The following is a 2,372-nucleotide window of genomic DNA, read 5'->3' on the forward strand; positions in this document are numbered from 1 at the left end:
CTAACCCCCTCCGGATAAAGAATAGTAAAGCTTAGCTTTACAAAAAGATTTTTAAAGATAAAATCTTCTATTAGATTTATAAAGACGAAGTCTTTAATCATCTACTTCACGATGCCCCCTGCGTGCCGAATGGGTATAAGCCTCTCCAAAAGCAATTATAAAAGCTTCAGCTCTTAAAAGAATTTTAAAGATTCCTCTTTAAACAAGACAAATAAAAGCAAAGCTTTTAAAATATTTTTCTCCCCCAACTACTTGAAAAAATCTTTCCTTTGAGTTATCATATATGTATTAGCAGATGAGGCATGTGAGTGCTAAAAAATATAAAATTAGATTATAGGAGGCTTATATAAATGAAGTTAAGACCACTTGATGATAAAATCGTCATTAAAAAGATTGAAAAAGAAGAAACTACTGCTTCTGGTATTGTTCTTCCTTCTTCAGCTAAGGAAGAATCAAACATTGCAGAAGTTGTTGCAACTGGCAACAAATTAGATACAGACGAAGAAATGAAGGGACTTGTTAAGGTTGGGGACAAGGTTATTTTCTCTAAATACGCAGAAAATGACATTGAACTTGACGACGAAAAGTACACTATAATTAAGTTCCAAGACATCTTGGCAGTTATTGAATAAGACTTATTGAATAAGGAGAGATAAAATGGCAAAGGAAATTAAATTTTCAGAAGATGCTAGAAAAGGCTTAATAAAAGGAATTAACACTCTTGCTGATACAGTAAAGGTAACTCTTGGACCTAAGGGCAGAAATGTCATCTTAGATAGGGAATACGGAACACCTCTTATTACTAACGACGGTGTTACTATTGCAAGAGAAATTGAATGTGAAGATAAATTTGAAAACATGGGTGCACAACTTTTAAAGGAAGTTGCTACTAAGACTAATGACGTTGCAGGTGACGGTACTACAACTGCTACACTTCTTGCACAAGCTATCATTAGAGAAGGTATGAGAAACCTAGCAGCAGGTGCAAACCCAATGGTTCTTCAAAAGGGAATCGCTAAGGCAGTTGATAAGGCTGTTGAAGAAATCAAAAACTTCTCAACAGAAGTTTCATCTAAGGAAGCTATTGAACAAGTTGCTTCTATTTCAGCTGCTAACGAACAAGTTGGACAACTTATCTCTGAAGCAATGGAAAAAGTTGGAAACGACGGAGTTATCACTGTTGAAGAATCAAAATCAATGGGAACAAGCCTTGACGTTGTTGAAGGTATGCAATTTGACAGAGGTTACCTATCTCCTTATATGGTGACAGACTCTGACAAGATGGTTGCAGAACTAGAAGACCCATACATTTTAATTACAGATAAGAAGATTTCAAATATCCAAGAAATTCTTCCACTACTAGAACAAGTTCTTCAAGAATCAAAACCACTTCTTATTATTGCAGATGATATTGACGGCGAAGCACTTGCAACTCTAGTTGTTAACTCACTTAGGGGAACACTTAACGTAGTTGGAGTAAAGGCTCCAGGCTATGGAGACAGAAGAAAAGACATGCTTCAAGACATTGCAATCCTAACAGGTGGACAAGTTATTTCATCTGACCTAGGTCAAGACCTTAAGGATGCAACAGTTGAAATGCTTGGATCAGCTTCAAAAGTAAGAGTTGAAAAAGAACTTACAGTAATCGTAAATGGATCTGGCGAAAAATCTGAACTTGAAAACAGAATTAGCCACATTAAAAACCAAATCGAAGAAACAGATTCAGAATTTGATAAAGAAAAACTACAAGAAAGACTTGCAAAACTTTCTGGAGGAGTTGCAGTTATCCAAGTTGGAGCAGCAACAGAAGTTGAACTTAAGGAAAGAAAACTAAGAATCGAAGATGCCCTAGCAGCAACAAGAGCAGCAGTAGAAGAAGGTATCGTTGCAGGTGGTGGAACTGTATTAATCGATTCAATAGAAGCAGTTGCAAAAGTAGTTGATGAATTAGAAGGCGACGAAAAAACAGGTGCTAATATTATCCTAAGAGCCCTAGAAGAACCACTAAAACAAATAGCAGAAAACGCAGGACTAGAAGGCTCAGTAATCGTAGAACACGTAAAGACAAAAGATAGAGGAATAGGCTTTGACGCTTACAAGTCAGAATACTTGGATATGAAAGAAGCTGGAATAGTAGACCCTACAAAAGTAACAAGATCAGCCCTACAAAACGCATCAAGCGTAGCATCAATGATCTTGACAACAGAAGCAGCAGTAGGAAACATAAAAGAAGACGAACCAGCAATGCCTCCAATGAATCCAGGCATGGGTATGATGTAAAGATAAGAAAAACCGAGACTCGTCTCGGTTTTTCTGGTTTTCACACTGAAGTCGAGCGATAGCGACGCATGAGCTGATGAAAAATCTTATCC

The 2,372-nt window shown here is 37.0% G+C and carries 2 protein-coding genes; both read left to right on the plus strand.

Annotation, left to right across the window (positions count from 1 at the left end):
• The first annotated feature begins 350 nt into the window (after positions 1-350).
• A complete protein-coding gene (groES, locus tag HMPREF3023_RS02640) occupies positions 351-632 on the plus strand; it encodes a co-chaperone GroES (RefSeq protein WP_070700307.1) in 282 nt (93 codons plus the stop codon).
• A 25-nt stretch (positions 633-657) separates the two neighbouring features.
• Positions 658-2,280 carry a chaperonin GroEL gene (gene groL / locus HMPREF3023_RS02645; RefSeq protein WP_070700310.1) on the plus strand — a complete coding sequence of 541 codons (1,623 nt, stop codon included), beginning with the start codon at positions 658-660 and terminating at the stop codon, positions 2,278-2,280.
• Positions 2,281-2,372 lie beyond the last annotated feature (92 nt).

This window comes from Peptoniphilus sp. HMSC075B08, from assembly GCF_001815405.1.
Taxonomy (GTDB): domain Bacteria; phylum Bacillota; class Clostridia; order Tissierellales; family Peptoniphilaceae; genus Peptoniphilus_A; species Peptoniphilus_A harei.